General features: G+C 62.8%; 1 protein-coding gene. It reads left to right on the top strand.

Annotated elements, in window-relative coordinates; genetic code table 11:
• The coding region (locus KW846_RS29765; RefSeq protein ID WP_218486471.1) for an immunoglobulin-like domain-containing protein at positions 1-328 on the top strand (328 nt) is incomplete at both ends.

Below are 328 nucleotides of genomic sequence, written 5' to 3'. Positions count from 1 at the left end.
TACACCGGTCCAACCACCGTCACTGAATCCATCAAGGACGCGGTGGGTGGCAACCTCGAGTCCATCAACCCGATCAAGACTCCGGTCAGCACCACGGTTACCGACGTCAACGACACCACCACCGTGACCTTGACCGCGACCCCGAGCGTCGACGAGAACGGCACCATCACCTACACCGCGACGCTGACCGATGCCCAGGGCAAACCGGTCACCGCGCAGAACGGTCCGGTCACCGTGACGTTGGACAGCGGCAAGGTCATCACCATTGCCGAAGGTCAGAGCTCCGGTAGCCTGCCGGTCACTGTCGGCAACGACGTCTACACCGGTC

It is taken from the genome of Pseudomonas sp. PDM32, assembly GCF_019219225.1.
GTDB lineage: Bacteria > Pseudomonadota > Gammaproteobacteria > Pseudomonadales > Pseudomonadaceae > Aquipseudomonas > Aquipseudomonas laurylsulfatiphila.
The sequence above is the reverse complement of the archived record's forward strand: the minus strand, read 5'-3'. Positions and strand labels throughout refer to the sequence as shown.